The sequence below is a fragment of the Bacillus sp. LR_5 genome (assembly GCF_042709275.1).
On sequence record NZ_JAVAXX010000107.1, the window covers coordinates 1 to 19,328 of the forward strand.

Here is a 19,328-nt window from a genome sequence, read left to right on the forward strand (position 1 = left end):
ATAAAAAATAAAAGCCTAGTAAACAAATAGGAATTATATATTTTGTGAAGAGGAGTGACAAAAATGAGTGAGGATATTTTTCGACTGGCAACTGTTGAAGATGCATCGGAGCTGTTGAAACTGGTTAACAGCGCATTTCAGCCCATTCGGCAGCTGGATATTGATTGGCCATCCACGAGAGCTGATATCCAAATGGTATCAGAAAATATTGAACATCATTCAGCGATTGTGCTGGAGCGGGATGGGAAGCTGATTTCAACGATTACAATCAGGTTCCCGTGGGAGAGTGAGACGCCTCCTTCAAAATATCCGTTTGTGTGGTGGTTTGCGACACTGCCGGAATATAAAGGGCAAGGCGCCGGAAGTAAGCTGCTTACGTATGTTGAAGAAAAAGTGCTTCGAGATATGCTGAAGGCTCCTGCGCTGACACTCGGCACATCGGCGCGCAAGCATCCTTGGCTTGCTGACATGTACAGAAGGAGAGGGTATGAAGTGTATTTTGAGCAGGAAAAAGACGGGGACATAGGTGTGATGATGCACAAGGTTCTGATTCCGGAACGATTTAACCCAACGCTTTTAGGTGCGCCCAGCTGGGCATGATGTGAGGCAGCCTATGAATAAGCGTAAAGGATTGGTTTTGCTGCTGTCAGTGTTTGCATTACTTGGCGGGGGATGTTCGCAAACAAATAACAAAACAGATCCTCAAGCTCAAACGGTCATAGTCGGCACTGGAACAGATTTTCCGAATATTGCGTTTTTAGATGAAAAAGGCGATTTGACCGGGTATGACATTGAAGTGATGAAAGCCATCGATAAGGAGTTGCCTCAATATACATTTGAATTTAAAACGATGGATTTCTCAAATCTGCTGACGAGTCTCGGAAATAAAAAAATTGATGTGATTGCGCACAATATGGCCAAAAATAAAGAACGAGAAAAGCGTTTTTTGTATCATAAAGTCCCATATAACTACTCGCCGATGTACATCACGGTGAAAGAGGATAATCACAAGATTCATACATTAAAAGACTTACACGGAAAAACAGTCATAGTTGGCGCCACGTCAAATGCGGCAGATTATATTACAAATTACAACAAAACGCACGGCAGCCCGATTCATTTGAGATATGCGGGACAGGGAAGCAATGACACCGCCAATCAAATTGAAACCGGGCGCGCAGATGCAACGATAGCTACACCGTTTGCCGTCGATTTTCAGAATAAAACGCACGCCTTCCGCCAAAAGACAGTCGGTGACGCGTTATTAGATACCGAGGTGTACTTTATGTTTAATAAAGGCAGCCAAACCTTGGCGGATGACACGGATCAAGCGATTAAAAAGCTGGAGAAAAACGGAACGCTAAAAAAACTAAGCCGAAAATGGCTCGGGGCAGATTATTCAAAATCAAGTTTTGAAAAATAAATGGGGCGATGAGATGAAAACGAAAGCAGCATTCATGGCAATATTATTTTCGCTTATAACAGTTCTGTCAGCTTGCGGTGCAGGCAGTCAAACGACGGGAGCCGGGCAAAAGAAGGTACAGACGATCACGGTCGGAACTGGAACCCAATTTCCGAATATTTGCTTTATCGATGAAAAAGGCGATTTAACCGGTTATGATGTCGAACTGATCAAAGAGCTTGATAAGCGCCTGCCACATTATAAATTCACATTTAAAACGATGGAATTTTCCAACCTGCTTGTCAGCCTCGGACAGCATAAAGTCGATATCGTGGCACATCAAATGGAGAAAAGCAAAGAGCGTGAGAAAAAATTTCTGTTTAACAAGGTTGCTTACAACCATTTTCCTTTAAAAATTACTGTGCTTCAAAATAACGATACGATCCGTGGAATTGAAGACTTAAAAGGAAAACGGGTGATTACGAGTGCAACCTCCAACGGAGCGCTTGTACTGAAAAAATGGAATGAGGATAATGGACGGCCGTTTGAGATTGCCTATGAGGGCCAAGGCGCAAATGAGACTGCGAATCAGCTGAAATCGGGGCGTGCGGACGCAACGATCTCAACGCCTTTTGCAGTAGACTTTCAAAACAAGACGAGCGCTATTAAAGAAAAAACCGTCGGTCATGTGCTTTCAAATGCCAAAGTGTATTTTATGTTTAACAAAAATGAACAAACGTTAAGTGACGATATTGATAAAGCCTTACAGGAAATCATTGATGACGGAACGCTGAAAAGGCTCAGTTTGAAATGGCTTGGTGACGACTATTCCAAAGAGCAGTATTAGGTAAAAAGAGAGGGAGCAGTGATGGAAAAAGCGTTTGATATGAACATGATTGGAGATTTTGTGCCGACGTTAACCGCTTATTTGCCGGTTACATTATACATTTTAACACTGTCCTTGCTTTTCGGTTTTGTATTAGGGCTCTTTCTGGCACTGCCCAGCATCTACAATATTCCAATTGTAAATCAATTGGCAAAAGTGTATATCTCATTTTTCAGGGGAACGCCTATCATGGTGCAGCTTTTCATCGTGTTTTACGGAATCCCGGCGCTTACGGGGCTTATCGGGATTGATACATCAAAAATGGACCCGTTTTATGCTGCTGTCGCAACCTATGCGTTAAGCAATGCAGCGGCAGCCGCAGAAATCATTCGAGCGGGGGTGGGCAGTGTAGATAAAGGCCAAACGGAAGCGGCGTACAGTATTGGCTTAAGCAGTAGTCAGGCCTTCAGGCGAATCGTTCTGCCCCAGGCACTTGTCCAGGCGTTTCCGAATATGGGAAACATGGTGATCAGTTCTTTAAAAGATACATCTCTAGCCTTTTCAATTGGTGTTATGGATATGTCCGGAAGGGGCCAAACATTGATCACCTCAAGCAACCATTCTCTTGAAGTTTACATTGCGCTATCGATTGTTTATTATGCTGTTGCAGTTTTATTCGAATGGTTCTTTCGAGTGGCAGAAAAACGAATCAAGAAGAATCAAACAAGGATTGTTACTGTTTTTGACATGAACATACATTGATATATTTCTTCGGATGAGGGGGGAGAAGATTGCAATTTGACTTTCCATTTATCGTTTCCGCCATGAAAGAAATGGTAAAGACCATTCCTCTGACATTGATGATGGCTGTTTTGCCGATTGTGTTTGGATTTCTCGTGGCTCTTGGAAATATAATTGTTAGAATTTTTAGAATTAAGGGCTTGGTGGCTTGCTCAAGGTTTTATGTGTCTTTCTTTCGAAGTACACCTGCAATCCTTCACATTATGTTGATTTATTTAGGGATACCTCCTGTTGCAGATCAAGTCAGCAGTTTTTTTCATCTCGGCTGGTCCGCCAATGAGATACCGGTCTCCATGTTTGTCATCATGGCCTTGTCTTTAACTGCCGGAGCTTATCTCACAGAAATCATCCGGTCAGGCATTCTGGCGATGGATACCGGACAGGTCGAAGCGGCTTATTCAATCGGCTTGACACACAGCCAAACCTTTCGGCGTGTAATATTGCCGCAGGCGCTGATGGTTTCCATCCCAAACTTCACAAATTTGGGTATCGGCTTTTTGCATACCACCTCTATCGCGGCTATAGTGGCTGTCCCAGAGATTACAGGGACGGCGACTATCGTTGCTTCTGATAATTATGCATTTTTAGAAGCGTTTATCGGAGCAGCGATTATCTATTGGGTGCTGACTCTAATCCTAGAATCCGCAAATGGAGTATTAGAGAGAAAGGCAGCCAGATTTCAAGGAGGCACTTTATGATTGAGATTAAAAATATCCATAAACAGTTTGGCATCCACCATGTATTAAAAGGGATAAATCTCACGGTACGCAAGGGAGAAGTTGTGACGATTATCGGGCCGAGCGGATCAGGGAAAACCACCTTTTTACGGTGCCTGAATTTATTAGAACGTCCAGACGAAGGGATCATTTCTATACATGACAAAGTGATTAATTGCAGCTTTCCGTCGAAAAAAGAGGTTCACTGGCTCAGAAAACAGACGGCAATGGTATTTCAGCAATACCACCTGTTTGCTCACAAAACGGTGATTGAAAATGTCATGGAGGGCTTGACGATTGCCCGGAAAATGAGAAAGCAAGACGCGTATGCCGTAGCGGAAAATGAACTGAGAAAGGTCGGGCTTCAAGATAAATTGAACGCTTATCCGAGTCAGTTATCGGGAGGACAAAAGCAAAGGGTTGGGATAGCAAGGGCGCTTGCCATTCATCCTGATGTGCTGCTGTTCGATGAGCCGACGGCAGCGCTTGACCCGGAGCTGGTCGGTGAAGTGCTTGAGGTAATGCTGGAAATCGTGAAAACCGGAGCCACCATGATTGTTGTTACACATGAAATGGAGTTTGCAAGAAGGGTCTCTGATCAAGTTGTTTTTATGGATGAAGGAGTCATTGTTGAACAAGGAACCCCGGAGGAAGTCTTCCGCCATACCAAAAAAGACAGAACGAGGCAGTTTCTCCGCCGTGTTTCGCCGGAATATTTATTTGAACCAAAAGACATAAAGGAGCCGGTGATATGATCCGCTTAAGTATTTTAGACCAAAGCTTGATTGGTGAAGGGGAGACAGCAGCTGATACATTACAGCATACAGTGAACTTGGCACAAATGGCTGAAGAGTGTGGATATCACCGATTTTGGGTGGCCGAACATCACAACAATGATGAGATTGCAGGGTCTGCACCCGAGGTTCTTTTAGGCTATCTTGCTGCAAGCACAAGAAAAATTCGTTTAGCATCAGGCGGAGTGATGCTGCAGCATTACAGCTCTTATAAAGTAGCGGAGCAATTCCATCTTCTATCAGCGTTAGCTCCCGGCCGTATAGATCTTGGAGTGGGCAAAGCGCCCGGCGGGTTTCAGCTGTCCACAGACGCGCTGCAGGCCGAATATAAAAAACCGGTGCGTCAGTTTGATGAAAAACTGGAGGAGCTTACTCATTTCGTTCGGGATGATTTTCCTGATACCCACCGCTATGCCGCATTGCGTCCTAGGCCGCAGGTTGATCGGAAGCCGGGTATTTTTCTATTGGGAGGAAGCGCAGAGAGTGCCATTTCTGCTGCAAAACTGGGAATCTCTTTTGTCTTTGCTTACTTTATTAACGGTGAAGAGGAAGTGCTGAAGGAAGCCCGCCGAGCATTTGACGCGCATCTCCCGCCAGGATCTGAGGCTGAATTTCATCTTGCCCCCGCTGTTTTTGCGGCACATACAAAAGAAGAAGCGGAAAAACATATTGTGTCGCGTGAATCGATAAAAGTGGTTTTGAAAGACGGGCGTAAGGTCAACGTCGGTTCCCGCGAACAGGCTGAGGACTATCTGGAAAACGTCACAGAGCCCTATGACATCATCGTGCAAAAAACCGGGATTATTGCCGGAACAAAGGAAGAAGTGGCAGAAGAATTAACACGTTTATCAGGCACATACAAAATCAATGATTTTGTTATTTTTACACCGATCAAAAATGCTGAAGAAAAACAGTTGTCTTATCAGCTGCTGAGCGATGCAGTTTTAGTTGCAAAACGTTAAGGAGGGACAGAAGAATGAGTGATGTTTTGAACATTGTGGTTTGGAGTAAAAAAGGCTGTTCGTATTGTGAGGAAGTCAAGAATTATTTGAATGAAACAGGGTTCCCGTTCCAAAATATCGATGTTTCAGAGAAAGAGGAACTTCGAGATATTTTACAGGCGAAATATGGGGTACGCCATGTGCCTGTGGTCGAAATCGGGCGCGGCAATCACTATCAAGGGATAACTGAAATCGGCATTGAACACCTTGATCTTGCACTTGCTAATCATGCACAGATAAAGGAGGCAAAAAGATGACACGTTCAGATTTTATTCAGTTTGGAGCCATGATTCACGGTGTCGGGGGAACAACTGACGGCTGGCGTCATCCCGATGTTGATCCCTCGGCCAGCACGAATATTGAATTTTACATGAAAAAGGCGCAAACAGCTGAAAAAGGTTTGTTTAGTTTTATTTTCATTGCAGACGGCTTATTTATTTCTGAAAAATCGATTCCTCATTTTTTAAACCGTTTTGAACCGATTACCATTTTATCTGCGCTGGCATCGGCTACCAAAAATATTGGTTTAGTAGGGACGTTCTCTACATCTTTTACTGAGCCATTCACTATCTCCAGACAATTAATGTCGCTGGACCATATCAGCGGGGGCAGGGCCGGCTGGAATCTGGTTACTTCGCCGCAGGAAGGGGCGGCGCGCAACCATAGTAAGTCTAATTTGCCAGAACACACTGAACGTTACGAGATCGCACAAGAGCATTTGGATGTTGTGCGCGGGCTGTGGAATTCCTGGGAGCATGACGCATTTATACACAATAAGAAAACAGGGCAGTTTTTCGATCCGGCGAAGCTTCATCGCCTGAATCATAAAGGAAAGTATTTTCGAGTAGAGGGGCCCTTGAATATCGGGCGCTCTAAGCAGGGAGAGCCTGTAGTGTTTCAAGCGGGCTCATCAGAAACAGGCCGGCAGTTTGCTGCTAAAAATGCGGATGCGATTTTTACCCATTCCAATTCATTAGAAGAGACAAAAGCGTTTTATGCGGATGTGAAAAGGCGAGCTGCTGATGAAGGGCGTGATCCTTCAAGTGTGCGGATTTTTCCAGGGATCAGCCCGATTGTGGCAGATACGGAAGAAGAGGCGGAAAAGAAGTATCGTGAATTTGCAGAATTGATACCGATTGAAAATGCTGTTACTTATTTGGCCCGTTTTTTTGATGATTATGATCTGAGTGTTTACCCGTTGGATGAGCCATTTCCCGATATTGGCGATGTGGGAAAGAATGCGTTTCAAAGCACAACAGACCGGATTAAGAGAGAAGCAAAAGCCAGAAATCTGACATTGCGGGAGGTAGCACAGGAAATGGCTTTTCCACGGACTCTATTCATCGGAACACCAGAGCGTGTCGCATCCTTAATTGAAACTTGGTTCAACGCTGAGGCGGCGGATGGGTTTATCATTGGGTCGGATATACCGGGAACACTTGATGCTTTTGTAGAAAAGGTGATTCCGATTCTTCAAGAAAGAGGGCTTTATCGTCAAGATTATCGCGGCGGGACATTGCGGGAAAATCTCGGTCTTGGCATTCCGCAGCATCAATCCGTTTTACATTCATCACATCATTAGGTTTCGTCTGATCGAATGCGGAAGCTGAGAGAGGAGGCTGACTTTTTTGACGGTCATTGCCGGTACGGTTGTGAAAGGAAAACAATTAGGCAGAAAACTTGGATTCCCCACGGCAAATGTAGATGCAAAAATGCATGGGCTGCGTAATGGAGTTTATGGGGTTCTGGCGACAGTCAATCATCAATTTCATTTAGGGGTTATGAATATCGGTGTGAAACCGACGGTCGGCTCTAACCTTAAAAAGACATTGGAGATTTTTTTGTTTGACTTTCATAGAGACATTTATGGAGAAAAAATCGAATGCAGCATTCTCTTTAAAATTAGAGAAGAAAGAAGGTTTGATTCTTTGGAGTCTTTAACAAAGCAAATTAAAAAGGATATTTCGTGCGTTGCAAAACGCTTTGAGCTGATTGGGATTATGGCACCGAACAAAAAAGAAAGCCTGCTTTCCCATCAGGAGTTAAATCTTCCGGATCTCTGCTTTTACAAGAAATGTAACAACCTATATGGCGTCAACCGAGGCGTATACAATGTCATTGATAACTGGTTTTTTGAGTACGGAATTACACAAGTAGTTTACAGGCGCATTTATATTTTATCTTTTTTAAGTTTTTTGAAAGAAGATAATCCGAAAGTTTCCAGCAAGTATATAAGATTTGGGGCGGGCGGTCTTGCTGATAAATTGAACCGATTTATTTCATCTTATGTTGAAGAGTCTGAAGAAAATATATTGGGATAGGGAAAGGAGCGGAACATATGTCTTTGGATTATTGGAGAAATATAGAAGGCTCCTATCCATATCAGACTACAGGAAATGACATCCTGACGTTGAAAGAGGAGTCTAATTCCGTAAATCTCTCAACGCTAGAAAAGCAGCTCATCGGCATTCGCCGGCACCTGCACCAATATCCTGAACTGTCAAAAGAAGAATTTGAAACAACTGCTTTTATAAAAAAATGCCTTAAAGAAAAGGGGATACAGATTCGCCCTACTGCTCTAAAAACGGGTGTGTTCGCAGACATAGCAGGGGAGTCAGAAGGTCCGGCGATTGCTTTGAGGGCTGATATTGACGCCTTGCCAATTGAAGAAAAAACAGGATTGCCTTATGCGTCTAAACATAAAGGGATCATGCATGCGTGCGGTCATGATTTTCATACGGCAGCGCTTCTTGGTGCGGCCTTTTTATTGAAGGAAAATCAAGACAGTCTGAAAGGAAAGATTCGTTTATTATTTCAGCCGGCAGAGGAAGCGGGTGCAGGCGCTGCAAAAGTGATAAAGGACGGCCAACTGGATGGCATTGATGCGGTTATTGGCCTTCACAATAAACCGGATATCGCGGTTGGGACTGTAGGGTTAAAAACAGGCCCGCTTATGGCTGCTGTTGACCGATTTAAAGTAAAGATAGAAGGGAAAGGTGCTCATGCAGCATTGCCGCATAATGGTTTTGATCCAATTGTCGGCGCTTCTCAGCTTATTGTCGCCCTGCAAACGATTGTGAGCAGAAATGTAAACCCGCTGCAAAGCGCGATTTTAACCGTAGGGAAAATCAACGGCGGCAGCACTTGGAATGTCATTCCGGATACAGTTGTCATTGAGGGCACTGTTCGTACATTTGATTCAGAGGTTCGTAATCAAGTGAAACAGCGTTTTTTGGCAGTCACAGAGCAGATTTCTGCCGCTTTCTCGTTAAAGGCAAATGTGAAGTGGCATTCCGGACCGCCGCCGCTTTGTAATGATGAGGCAATTACGGGGCTGGTGCGAGACGCTGCGCATAAAGCGAAACTTCAAGTCATTGATCCCGCCCCATCAACCGCGGGGGAAGATTTTGCTTATTATCTTGAGCATATTCCGGGATCCTTTGCGTTTTTTGGAACAGACGGTGATCATGATTGGCACCACCCTGCATTTACAATTGATGAAACTGCCATTATCAAAGCCTCTTATTTTTTATATGAAAGCGCCAAGAGATTGTTAGATTCGAATGAAGAGTCAAAAATATCTGATTGATATAGATGGGGTGTTCTGATGAAGAAATTAATCGTTTTTGCATTTATTGGTTTATTGTCGCAGTTAATAGACGGTTCGTTAGGTATGGCTTATGGGGTTACCTCAACTTCTTTGTTATTGGCGTTTGGCATCACACCTGCTGTTGCTTCGGCTTCTGTCCATTTAGCGGAAGTCGTAACGACTGCCGCATCGGGAGTGTCGCATATTAAATTTGGCAATGTTGACAAACAAACCGTTTATCAGCTTGTCATTCCCGGCTCTATAGGCGCTTTTTTAGGCGCGGCATTCCTCAGCCAATTACCTGGAGATGTGGCGAAACCCTATATTTCTTTGTTTTTGCTCCTTCTGGGCGGATATGTATTGATCAGGTTTTTATTTCAATATAAGCCGGCTCTTGAGAAGAAGCATGTGCCGTTAAACCGAAAACAATCCATCCCATTGGGCGTGATCGCTGGTTTTGCAGATGCCACAGGTGGAGGCGGCTGGGGACCGGTGACCACTCCGATTTTATTATCCCGCAAAGGCTTGAGCCCGAGGAAAGTTGTCGGGACTGTAGACACAAGTGAATTTGCCATCGCGGTATCTGCAACTGCCGGTTTTCTTATTTCATTAGGATGGGAGGACGTCAATTGGTTATGGGTGTTTTCACTAATGGCCGGCGGAATTATCGCTGCCCCTATCGCAGCATGGCTGGTGCAGAAGTTTCATCCGCAATTGATGGGTGTGCTTGTAGGAGGATTTATTATTCTGGTAAATGCCAGAACATTAATAAATGAATGGATCGCAAACACAGCTGTTTATCCATTGATCTATACGGCCATAGGGGCGATATGGCTATCCGCAGTTTTATTTGTTTTATCTAAAATAGGGAATCGAAATATTGTTAAGACAGCGGTTGATGTCCATTTAAAAGAAAAATAAAGGTTTTTCCGCTTTAAGATGTAAAAGGAATCACGTGGTCCTTGCGCTTGACTGGAACGAAATCAACGCTGTAAGAAGCCGGTCGGGCTTCTTTTTTATTTTCCAGCCTCATTGCGTATAAATCCTTTGAAACCTTATAATAAAAACAAGAAGACTGTCCTTAGAGGTGAAAGGCTTGGCAACGAAGCATGAACAAATTTTAACGTATATCGATTCACTGCCTGTCGGTGAAAAAATTTCTGTCCGAAGAATTGCAAAGGAAATGAAAGTAAGCGAAGGAACCGCGTACAGAGCGATCAAGGAAGCAGAGAATAAAGGGTTTGTCAGCACGATTGAACGTGTGGGCACAATCAGAATTGAACAAAAGAAAAAAGAGAACATTGAAAAGCTTACCTATGCAGAGGTTGTAAATGTTATAGACGGACAAGTGCTCGGAGGCAGGGCAGGGCTCCATAAGACATTGAATAAATTCGTCATCGGCGCGATGGAGCTTGACGCGATGATGCGTTACACCGCAGCGGGGAATCTTTTGATTGTCGGAAACAGAATCAATGCACATAGGCAGGCGCTTGAAGCGGGTGCGGCCGTATTGGTGACCGGGGGCTTTAACACGGATGATAGCATTGTGCAGCTGGCAGATGAGCTTGAACTGCCGATTTTATCCACGAGCTATGATACCTTTACAGTTGCAGCGATGATTAACCGGGCAATATATGACCAGCTGATCAAAAAAGAAATTGTTTTGGTGGAGGACATCCTAACACCTGCTGACCGCACGGTATATCTTTCGCCTAAGGATAAACTTGAAAAATGGTATGAGAAAAATTTTGAAACGGGGCACGGCCGCTTCCCGGTTGTCGACGATCAAATGAAAATCCATGGCATTCTGACATCAAAAGATATTGCTGGCCATGACCGAAATGCATCTATAGAAAAAGTTATGACCAAAAATCCCGTCACGGTTATTGGGAAAACATCTGTCGCTTCAGCTGCGCAAATGATGGTATGGGAAGGGATCGAGGTGCTTCCCGTCACTGACGGCCACCAAAAACTCATCGGCATGATCAGCCGCCAAGACGTATTGAAAGCTCTTCAAATGATTCAAAAGCAGCCGCAGGTCGGGGAGAAGCTTGATGATATCGTTTCAAGGGGGTTTAAAGATGAGGGTGATGATAAAGAAGATCAAACGGTTTACGAGTATGAAGTCACGCCGCAAATGACAAATCAGCTTGGAACCATTTCTTATGGCGTATTTACGACCATTTTGACGCAAGCGGCAAACCGATTTTTGCGCTCGAAAAAACGCGGCGAACTCGTCATAGAGAGCATCACCATCTTCTTTTTGAAGCCTGTGCAGATGGAATCAGTCATCGAAGTCAAACCTCGCATCTTGGAGGCTGGCAGAAAGTTCGGGAAAATGGAAGTGGAAGTGCACAGCCAAGGTCATATCGTGTCTAAAGCGATGCTGATGGTTCAGCTGATGGAAAGAAGCTAAGGGACGTTCAGGCGCCCCTTACGCGTGATCTCTTTCAGCTTCTTTGGCGTGAAGGGGATTGTAATGCCTGAAGGCTTTATAACCTGCCCAAGCGCTTCCTGCTCCTATGACGATAAAGATACCGCCGATTACTAACGTTAATACTGAATGGAATAATATCATTTGGTTAAGCCCGTAGAACAGGACTAGTGACCCTAAGGCCATGCTTGATTTTGCTGAACATATTTCTTTTGCCAAAGATGGCTTTGCCCGTACGCCTTTTACTTTATAGTACACATAAAAGCAGGCTGAAAGCCCAATCAAAAAAACAAGAACCAGCATAAATGAAATCCTCCATCGTAAAAGTTTACAAACCCATTTTATACAAAAACGGGCTTGGTTTTGACGTTATTTTTCTTTTCCGTCGGCAGAGAATGTGATTTAATGAATAAAAACAATAAAGGAGTATCAAATGAAAACAGAATTGATCAGAACCATATCATTATATGACACGATTATCTTACATAGACATGTGCGTCCTGATCCGGATGCCTACGGATCACAGTGCGGGCTTACGGAAATCCTGCGTGAAACATATCCTGAAAAAAATATTTTTGCGGTCGGCACGCCTGAACCGTCCCTCTCTTTCTTATATTCCCTTGATGAGGTGGACAATGAAACATATGAAGGCGCACTTGTCATTGTCTGCGATACGGCAAATCAGGAAAGAATAGACGATCAGCGTTATCCTTCAGGCGCCAAACTAATGAAAATCGACCACCATCCGAACGAAGATCCATACGGTGACCTTCTCTGGGTCGATACAAGCGCCAGCTCAGTAAGTGAAATGATTTACGAGCTGTATTTAGAAGGAAAAGAGCACGGCTGGAAGCTGAATACGAAAGCGGCAGAGCTGATCTACGCCGGCATTGTTGGAGATACCGGACGCTTTTTATTTCCGAATACCACGGAAAAAACACTAAAATATGCAGGCGAGCTCATTCAGTATCCATTCTCTTCCTCAGAGTTATTTAATCAATTGTATGAAACAAAACTGAATGTGGTGAAGCTTAACGGCTTTATCTTTCAAAATGTGTCTTTGTCCGAAAACGGGGCGGCTTCTGTTTTCATCAAAAAGGATACGCTTGAAAAATTCGGCACAACGGCTTCTGAAGCGTCGCAGCTTGTCGGGACGCTCGGCAATATCTCAGGTATTCGCGCCTGGGTGTTTTTCGTAGAAGAAGACGATCAAATCAGAGTCAGATTCCGTTCGAAGGGGCCTGTCATTAACGGACTTGCCCGGAAATATAACGGCGGAGGGCATCCGTTAGCTTCAGGCGCCTCTATTTACAGCTGGGATGAAGCTGATCGTATTTTAGCTGATCTGGAAACATTATGTAAAGAACACGAGTAGAGGGGAGACCCTCTCTCTTAGTGTTCATCTGTGACGGGGATGAACCAGCAGCCGAAATCAGTAAGGTCCTCGTAGACTTGGAGATTGTGTGATTGAAGTTCTTTTTTGATGAGGGAAGCGAGTGAGTTTGTTTCGGCATACGCAGAAAAACCTTGTCTGAGACGGGCTGCTTGATCTTTTGCTAACTGACGGTCACTGTAAACCTCCATTTCCCTTCCTCCTTCCTTTCGCCATTAAGCCTCACATATAGTTTATAAAAAAGAATGGGAAAAAGCGACAGAAGTTTGGAGAATTTAAAAAAAATCCATAATTATGTGGCGAAAGATATTTCAAGTTCCACTGTCAGCCTCGTATAAATAATCAATTCTCTGACGGTTGCCTCGTATTTTTTTTCATTGATCATATAGACTTTATTTTCAATTGTCCGCTTCAAGAGATCCTTTGTTTGATAGACGCTCTCTATGTCTTTTGTAATCACCTCTGAAATATCATCCTTTACATGCTCCTCGAATTTCGTTTTATCCGGCTGTGATATTTTATATTTATCCCCATTCAGCAATTTGACGCTGACGCTTTGAATCAGCAGTTTTCTTTTATTATCTTCATTCAGTTTATGGAGGTCTTCCTGATAGATCGAAATTTGATTGTTCAAGTCTTTTACATGCTCTTTTTGCTTTTCGATGAGGCTGACCTGCTCCTCTTGGAATGTTCCGTAAGTAAACAGGAAAAAGAACCAGCTGATTACGGCCCCGCACATCATTCCCGCGAAAAAACGCTGCCATCCCGGTTTTTTGTAATGCTGGGGGACCCTCATGAAGAAAGATGCTCCTGGGTCAGCCATGATATAATAAGCCAGCCGCTTTGCGCGCCTCCCATGGCCGAAATAATTAAAAGAAGCTGTTTAAAGATATCTCTCGTATTGCCTTCGAGTATGCCGCGTTCAAAGCTGTATACCGCATCAAAGGTGCCTCCGATAGCTGCGACAAGCGCCCATATTTTTAACCGGTTGGCAAGCTTTGTAATGGCTGTAAGCGGGGGTTCGCCTGCCAAGTATGCTCCGAGCCCCCCAATGAGTGCGCCCCCGATCAGCACCCCTAACGCAATGAAGTAGCTATTGATAAAATTCACCATAAATCCTGCTTCCTGATCCATCTTTATCACCTCACCTTTTATATCATATTGAGCTTTCAGGACAAGTATGATGATGAGTCAAAAAAGAACATTTGTTTCTTTTGGAAACCGGCCTTATAATGAGGGAAGAAATGAATCGTAATGAGAAAGAGGTGATAGCATGTCTTTTGTTCACCTGCAAGTGCATAGCGGGTATAGCCTGCTAAACAGCGCCGCGGCTGTGGAAGAGCTCGTCAGTGAAGCTGACAGGCTCGGATATGCGTCTTTGGCGCTGACAGATGATCATGTCATGTACGGAGCTATTCAATTTTATAAAGCTTGCAAGGCGAGAGGGATCAACCCAATAATCGGTTTGACGGCTTCTGTTTTTACAGATGACAGCGAGCTTGAAGCATACCCGCTCGTCCTGCTGGCAAAATCAAATACAGGCTATCAAAACCTGCTGAAAATCAGCAGCGTTCTGCAATCTAAATCAAAAGGCGGACTGAAGCCGAAATGGCTTCACAGTTATCGAGAAGGGATTATCGCAATAACGCCCGGCGAAAAAGGATATATTGAAACGCTTCTTGAAGGAGGGCTGTTCGAACAGGCTGCTCAAGCCTCGCTGGAATTTCAGTCTATATTCGGAAAGGGAGCTTTTTATTTCTCCTATCAGCCTTTTAAAGGGAATCAAGTCTTGTCTGAGCAGATTCTAAAGCTGTCAGAAGAAACGGGTATCCCTGTTACGGCCACAGGCGATGTGCATTACATAAGGAAGGAAGATAAGGCTGCCTACCGTTGTTTGAAAGCGATTAAAGCGGGGGAAAAACTGACGGATGCACCCGCTGAAGATTTGCCTGATCTCGATTTGAAACCACTCGAAGAAATGCAAAACATTTATCGAGAGCATCCCGAGGCACTGCAAGCTTCTGTAGAGATCGCGGAACAATGCCGGGTTGACGTCAGTCTCGGGCAGACCCGTCTACCGTCTTTTCCGACCCCAGACGGAACGTCCGCTGATGATTATTTAACGGATATCTGTATGGAGGGACTCCGCAGCCGTTTCGGCAAGCCTGATGAACGATACCTTCGCCGTCTTCAATATGAGCTTGATGTCATCAAGCGGATGAAGTTCAGCGATTACTTTCTGATCGTGTGGGATTTTATGAAGCACGCCCATGAAAAAGGGATTGTTACAGGACCGGGAAGGGGTTCTGCGGCGGGTTCTCTTGTGGCATATGTGCTGTATATCACAGATGTTGACCCGATTAAGCATCACCTTCTGTTTGAAAGATTTTTAAATCCCGAACGCGTCAGCATGCCGGATATTGATATTGACTTTCCCGATACTAGAAGGGATGAAGTCATTCAATATGTTCAGCAGAAATACGGTGCAATGCACGTCGCACAGATTATCACCTTTGGAACACTTGCGGCAAAGGCGGCGCTCCGGGACGTCGGCAGAGTATTCGGCGTCAGCCCGAAGGAGGCAGATCAGCTTGCAAAACTCATTCCTTCAAGACCGGGAATGACGCTGGATGAAGCGAGACAGCAGTCACCGCAGCTGGATAAGCGGCTTCGGGAGTCAAGCCTGCTTCAGCAAGTCTATTCAATTGCCCGGAAAATAGAAGGGCTGCCAAGGCATGCATCAACCCACGCAGCGGGCGTTGTCCTGAGTGAAGAACCGTTAACAGATGTTGTTCCGCTTCAAGAAGGGCATGAAGGGATCTATTTAACGCAATACGCGATGGACCATCTTGAAGACTTGGGCCTTTTAAAAATGGATTTCTTAGGTTTGAGGAATCTGACACTTAGTGAATCCATCACTTCAATGATTGAAAAAGAAGAAAATATTAAAATAGACCTTTCAAGTATTTCCTACAGCGATGACAAAACGTTCTCCTTGCTGTCAAAAGGGGATACGACAGGCATTTTCCAGCTTGAATCTGCAGGGATGAGAAGCGTCTTGAAACGGCTGAAACCTTCGGGCCTAGAAGATATTGTGGCGGTCAATGCACTGTACCGGCCGGGTCCGATGGAAAATATTCCGTTATTTATCGACCGTAAACACGGTCGGGCGCCTGTTCACTATCCTCATGAAGATTTAAGGAGCATTTTGGAAGATACATATGGCGTCATTGTGTATCAGGAACAAATTATGATGATTGCTTCCCGTATGGCGGGGTTTTCTTTAGGCGAAGCGGACCTATTGAGAAGGGCGGTCAGCAAAAAGAAAAAAGAAATCCTGGACAGAGAGCGAAGCCATTTTGTTGAAGGGGGCTTAAAAAAGGAGTATTCTGTAGACACTGCAAATGAGGTCTACGATTTAATCGTCAAATTCGCAAACTATGGCTTTAACAGAAGCCATGCGGTGGCATACAGCATGATCGGGTGCCAGCTTGCGTATTTGAAAGCTCATTATCCGTTATATTTTATGTGCGGATTGCTGACAAGCGTCATTGGCAATGAGGATAAAATCTCTCAATATCTTTACGAAGCAAAGGGGAGCGGGATTCGTATCCTTCCTCCGTCAGTGAATAAAAGCAGTTTTCCGTTTACAGTTGAAAACGGATCTGTCAGATACAGCCTCCGCGCGATAAAAAGTGTAGGCGTCTCAGCAGTCAAAGATATATATAAAGCAAGAAAAGAGAAACCATTTGAAGATCTTTTCGATTTCTGCTTTCGCGTGCCGTCAAAAAGCGTAAATCGCAAAATGCTTGAAGCACTTATCTTTTCTGGTGCGATGGACGAATTCGGCCAAAACCGGGCCACGCTGCTCGCATCCATTGATGTTGCTTTGGAACATGCTGAGCTATTCGCCGCGGACGATGACCAAATGGGATTGTTTTTAGATGAATCGTTTTCAATTAAGCCGAAGTATGTGGAGACGGAGGAGCTTCCTCTGGTGGATTTACTTGCGTTTGAAAAGGAAACGCTTGGCATTTATTTTTCAAATCATCCCCTCTCCGCCTTCCGAAAACAGCTCACTGCGCAAGGAGCAGTCTCCATTCTGCAGGCTCAGCGGGCAGTCAAAAGGCAGCTTTCACTAGGCGTTCTGCTGTCGAAGATCAAAACGATTCGGACGAAAACAGGTCAAAACATGGCGTTTTTAACGCTCAGTGATGAAACCGGCGAGATGGAAGCCGTAGTCTTCCCTGAACAATTCAGACAGCTTTCTCCCGTTTTAAGAGAAGGCGCTCTTTTGTTCACAGCGGGGAAATGTGAAGTTAGACAAGATAAGATCCAATTCATCATGTCCCGGGCAGAATTATTAGAAAATATGGATGCAGAAAAAGCGCCATCGGTTTATATAAAAATAGAAAGCAGTCAGCACAGCCAGGAGATCCTGGCAAAGATTAAGCGCATTTTGCTGGAGCATAAAGGGGAAACAGGCGTTTATCTCTATTATGAAAGGCAAAAACAGACGATTAAGCTACCTGAGTCGTTCCATATCAATGCAGATCACCAGGTGTTATATCGCTTAAAAGAGCTGTTGGGTCAAAAAAACGTCGTTTTAAAACAGTGGTAACGATTCGCTTTTTGTTATACAATTGGAGCAATTATGTGATCCTGTTTAAATATTCAGATAGATTTACTCCGCAGAATGCAGCAATCAACTCAGCAGTATACGAATCAAAAAATATCCATAAGGAGTGTTTAGGAGAATGTCATTAAGAGAAGAAGCATTACATCTGCATAAAGTCAACCAGGGGAAACTGGAGTCTAAATCAAAAGTAGAGGTCAGAAATGCGAAAGATCTAAGCCTCGCTTATTCTCCGGGTGTTGCAGAACCGTGTAAGGATATTCATGAAGACATTAACAAAGTATATGATTATACAATGAAGGGGAACATGGTAGCAGTTGTAACTGACGGTACAGCTGTGCTTGGCCTTGGAAACATCGGCCCTGAAGCGGCGCTTCCTGTTATGGAAGGGAAAGCAGTTCTTTTCAAAAGCTTTGCGGGCGTAGATGCGTTCCCGATTGCTTTAAACACAAACGATGTTGATAAAATCGTTGAAACTGTAAAATTGCTGGAACCGACATTTGGCGGCGTCAACCTTGAAGATATTGCAGCGCCAAACTGCTTTATCATTGAAGAGCGCCTCAAAAAAGAAACAAACATCCCGGTTTTCCATGATGATCAGCATGGTACTGCCATTGTAACCGTAGCAGGTCTTGTGAACGCGCTGAAACTGTCTGGAAAATCCATGTCATCCATTAAAGTTGTCGCAAACGGCGCGGGTGCGGCTGGCATTGCGATTATCAAGCTTCTTCATCATTATGGCGTTCGCGACATTGTGATGTGCGATTCCAAAGGGGCCATTTATGAAGGGCGCCCGAACGGCATGAACGATGTCAAAAATGAAGTGGCGAAGTTCACGAACCAAGATCGCAAAGACGGTTCTCTGAAAGATGTCATCGTTGATGCTGACGTATTTATCGGTGTCTCTGTAGCAGGCGCGTTAACAAAAGAAATGGTTCAAAGCATGGCAAAAGATCCGATTATCTTTGCAATGGCAAATCCAAATCCGGAAATCATGCCGGAAGATGCGCGTGAAGCCGGAGCAAGTGTTATCGGAACTGGCCGTTCTGACTTCCCGAACCAAGTAAACAATGTTCTTGCATTCCCTGGTATTTTCCGCGGAGCACTTGATGTGCGTGCCACTCATATTAACGAGGAAATGAAAATCGCAGCGGTTGAAGCCATTGCTTCACTGGTTTCAGAAGATGAGCTTAGCGCAGATTATGTCATCCCTGCACCGTTTGATAAACGTGTTGCGCCTGCTGTTGCGAAGGCTGTGGCAAAAGCTGCGATGGAAACAGGTGTTGCAAGAATCACTGTTGACCCTGAGGAAGTCGCAGAAAAAACAAGAAAACTTACGATTATTGGTGAATAATTTTAATTCATTCCAAAAATGGCAGCGCGTTGGCGGAGACCGGCGCGCTGTTCTCAAGTTAAACTGACGGCTGAAATTTTTTTAGGGGGTTAGCCTTAAAAAAATTTCAGCCGGGTTTAACATTATTTTTGAATGCGCTGTCAACCTTGTCGTTTCAACACCTTATCTGATTTCATACAAGCCTTTCCGAGCACGTCATCGAATAAAAAGTTGTCGAATTGAGGATGACAGCGTTTGACAAAAAAAGTACAATAGTTTCGGTAAAGTTATTAGCAAGTCTATCTGTTTGATGACATGCGGTGAAGAGAACCCTTCACAAAAGGGAGGTAATCATTTGTTAAAGGATATATTCACGAAAAAGAAAAAGTATGCTTCCGTACCA

20 protein-coding genes are annotated in these 19,328 nt (G+C 44.3%); 16 read left to right on the plus strand and 4 right to left on the minus strand.

Features of this window, described 5'->3' with window-relative positions:
• Nucleotides 1-63: 63 nt before the first annotated feature.
• The 13 genes from snaA to RAC86_RS19945 all read left to right on the plus strand — a co-directional run bounded on the left by snaA (nt 64) and on the right by RAC86_RS19945 (nt 11,545).
• Nucleotides 64-600 (plus strand): N-acetyltransferase SnaA, encoded by a 537-nt coding sequence (snaA, locus tag RAC86_RS19885; RefSeq protein ID WP_015251464.1) that lies wholly within the window; start codon nt 64-66, stop codon nt 598-600.
• A gap of 13 nt (nt 601-613) precedes the next feature.
• On the plus strand, nt 614-1,423 hold the full coding sequence (gene tcyJ / locus RAC86_RS19890; protein WP_326149989.1) for a sulfur-containing amino acid ABC transporter substrate-binding protein TcyJ: 810 nt from the start codon (nt 614-616) through the stop codon (nt 1,421-1,423).
• Between the two features lie 13 nt (nt 1,424-1,436).
• On the plus strand, nt 1,437-2,249 hold the full coding sequence (gene tcyK / locus RAC86_RS19895) for a sulfur-containing amino acid ABC transporter substrate-binding protein TcyK (RefSeq protein WP_024572165.1): 813 nt from the start codon (nt 1,437-1,439) through the stop codon (nt 2,247-2,249).
• 21 nt (nt 2,250-2,270) lie between these two features.
• Nucleotides 2,271-2,990 (plus strand): sulfur-containing amino acid ABC transporter permease TcyL, encoded by a 720-nt coding sequence (gene tcyL, locus RAC86_RS19900; RefSeq protein WP_377885965.1) that lies wholly within the window; start codon nt 2,271-2,273, stop codon nt 2,988-2,990.
• Between the two features lie 29 nt (nt 2,991-3,019).
• On the plus strand, nt 3,020-3,727 hold the full coding sequence (tcyM, locus tag RAC86_RS19905; protein WP_032722340.1) for a sulfur-containing amino acid ABC transporter permease TcyM: 708 nt from the start codon (nt 3,020-3,022) through the stop codon (nt 3,725-3,727).
• Nucleotides 3,724-4,500, plus strand: coding sequence for a sulfur-containing amino-acid ABC transporter ATP-binding protein TcyN (gene tcyN / locus RAC86_RS19910; protein ID WP_377885966.1), 777 nt, complete (start codon nt 3,724-3,726; stop codon nt 4,498-4,500). Before tcyM ends, tcyN begins: the two co-directional genes overlap by 4 nt.
• Complete coding sequence (locus RAC86_RS19915; RefSeq protein ID WP_377885967.1) at nt 4,497-5,501, plus strand: LLM class flavin-dependent oxidoreductase; 1,005 nt, start codon at nt 4,497-4,499, stop codon at nt 5,499-5,501. The genes tcyN and RAC86_RS19915 overlap by 4 nt, the downstream gene beginning before the upstream one ends.
• 14 nt (nt 5,502-5,515) lie before the next feature.
• Nucleotides 5,516-5,797, plus strand: a complete 282-nt coding sequence (locus RAC86_RS19920; protein ID WP_017695745.1) for a glutaredoxin family protein — start codon at nt 5,516-5,518, stop codon at nt 5,795-5,797.
• Nucleotides 5,794-7,122 carry an LLM class flavin-dependent oxidoreductase gene (locus tag RAC86_RS19925; protein WP_377885968.1) on the plus strand — a complete coding sequence of 443 codons (1,329 nt, stop codon included), beginning with the start codon at nt 5,794-5,796 and terminating at the stop codon, nt 7,120-7,122. The genes RAC86_RS19920 and RAC86_RS19925 overlap by 4 nt, the downstream gene beginning before the upstream one ends.
• Before the next feature lie 46 nt (nt 7,123-7,168).
• On the plus strand, nt 7,169-7,861 hold the full coding sequence (gene ribR / locus RAC86_RS19930) for an RNA-binding riboflavin kinase RibR (protein ID WP_377885969.1): 693 nt from the start codon (nt 7,169-7,171) through the stop codon (nt 7,859-7,861).
• A 17-nt stretch (nt 7,862-7,878) separates the two neighbouring features.
• On the plus strand, nt 7,879-9,129 hold the full coding sequence (gene sndA, locus RAC86_RS19935) for an S-alkyl-N-acetyl-metabolite deacetylase SndA (protein ID WP_377885970.1): 1,251 nt from the start codon (nt 7,879-7,881) through the stop codon (nt 9,127-9,129).
• An 18-nt stretch (nt 9,130-9,147) separates the two neighbouring features.
• A complete protein-coding gene (locus RAC86_RS19940; RefSeq protein WP_029318234.1) occupies nt 9,148-10,050 on the plus strand; it encodes a sulfite exporter TauE/SafE family protein in 903 nt (300 codons plus the stop codon).
• Nucleotides 10,051-10,225: 175 nt separating this feature from the next.
• A complete protein-coding gene (locus RAC86_RS19945) occupies nt 10,226-11,545 on the plus strand; it encodes a CBS domain-containing protein (protein ID WP_004398641.1) in 1,320 nt (439 codons plus the stop codon).
• Nucleotides 11,546-11,563: 18 nt separating this feature from the next.
• Here RAC86_RS19945 and RAC86_RS19950 read toward each other — a convergent pair whose 3' ends face one another.
• Complete coding sequence (locus tag RAC86_RS19950; RefSeq protein ID WP_003229401.1) at nt 11,564-11,866, minus strand: YtpI family protein; 303 nt, start codon at nt 11,864-11,866, stop codon at nt 11,564-11,566.
• A 130-nt stretch (nt 11,867-11,996) separates the two neighbouring features.
• On the opposite strand from RAC86_RS19950, the gene nrnA reads away from it, so the two are divergent.
• Nucleotides 11,997-12,938 (plus strand): bifunctional oligoribonuclease/PAP phosphatase NrnA, encoded by a 942-nt coding sequence (gene nrnA, locus RAC86_RS19955; RefSeq protein ID WP_004398971.1) that lies wholly within the window; start codon nt 11,997-11,999, stop codon nt 12,936-12,938.
• A gap of 17 nt (nt 12,939-12,955) precedes the next feature.
• On the opposite strand, the gene RAC86_RS19960 is transcribed toward nrnA, so the two are convergent.
• The 3 genes from RAC86_RS19960 to ytrH form a co-directional block, all read right to left on the minus strand.
• Nucleotides 12,956-13,147, minus strand: a complete 192-nt coding sequence (locus tag RAC86_RS19960; RefSeq protein ID WP_003229407.1) for a YtzJ family protein — start codon at nt 13,145-13,147, stop codon at nt 12,956-12,958.
• 101 nt (nt 13,148-13,248) lie between these two features.
• Nucleotides 13,249-13,752, minus strand: a complete 504-nt coding sequence (ytrI, locus tag RAC86_RS19965) for a sporulation membrane protein YtrI (RefSeq protein ID WP_003229408.1) — start codon at nt 13,750-13,752, stop codon at nt 13,249-13,251.
• Nucleotides 13,749-14,090: a sporulation membrane protein YtrH gene (ytrH, locus tag RAC86_RS19970; protein WP_003229410.1), complete on the minus strand. Its 342-nt coding sequence runs from the start codon at nt 14,088-14,090 to the stop codon at nt 13,749-13,751. The genes ytrI and ytrH overlap by 4 nt, the downstream gene beginning before the upstream one ends.
• Before the next feature lie 139 nt (nt 14,091-14,229).
• On the opposite strand from ytrH, the gene dnaE reads away from it, so the two are divergent.
• Both dnaE and ystJ read left to right on the plus strand, forming a co-directional pair.
• A complete protein-coding gene (dnaE, locus tag RAC86_RS19975; RefSeq protein ID WP_377885971.1) occupies nt 14,230-17,577 on the plus strand; it encodes a DNA polymerase III subunit alpha in 3,348 nt (1,115 codons plus the stop codon).
• Between the two features lie 136 nt (nt 17,578-17,713).
• Nucleotides 17,714-18,946, plus strand: coding sequence for an NADP-dependent malic enzyme (gene ystJ, locus RAC86_RS19980; RefSeq protein ID WP_014664951.1), 1,233 nt, complete (start codon nt 17,714-17,716; stop codon nt 18,944-18,946).
• The last annotated feature ends 382 nt before the right edge of the window (nt 18,947-19,328 follow it).